The organism is Maribellus luteus (assembly GCF_003576475.1).
GTDB lineage: Bacteria > Bacteroidota > Bacteroidia > Bacteroidales > Prolixibacteraceae > Draconibacterium > Draconibacterium luteum.
This window is the reverse complement of sequence record NZ_QWGR01000286.1, coordinates 1-518: the sequence shown is the minus strand read 5'-3', so window position 1 is coordinate 518 and position 518 is coordinate 1. Positions and strand designations below refer to the sequence as shown.

The window sequence follows — 518 nt, the reverse complement described above, 5'->3', positions numbered from 1 at the left end:
CGAGGACGAGCGCGCCCGCCGGCTGGTCACCAACGCCCTGCACGCCGCCCAGCGCGGCGCCAAGCTGACCGCCCAGCTCCTGGCCTTCTCGCGCCGGCAGCGCCTGGAGACCCGCGCCGTCGACCTCAACGCCCTGATCGCCGGCATGAGCGACCTGCTGACCAGCACCCTGGGCGGGGCGATCAAGGTCGAGCACGCCCTGGCGGCCGACCTGCCGCTGGCCGTGGTCGACCCGGCCCAGGTCGAGCTGGCGCTGCTGAACCTGGCGATCAACGCCCGCGACGCCATGGGCGGCGACGGGGTGATCACCCTGGCCACCCGCGCGGTGTCGCTGGGCGAGCCGGGCGGCCTGCACGAGCCCGAGCCCGGCGTCGCCAACGCCCGCAACGCCGCCCTGGCCGTCGCCAAGGGCGCGATGATCGCCTTCCTCGACGACGACGAGGAGGCGCCGCCCGGCTGGCTCGCGGCCCTGATCGCCGCCCAGGCCCGGCTGGGGGCGGACGCGGTGTTCGGCCCGG

1 protein-coding gene is annotated in these 518 nt (G+C 76.8%); it reads left to right on the top strand.

The genetic code is table 11. The features are described 5' to 3' along the window. On the top strand, positions 1-518 hold a 518-nt coding region (locus D1614_RS25120), incomplete at both ends, for a glycosyltransferase (RefSeq protein ID WP_119440548.1).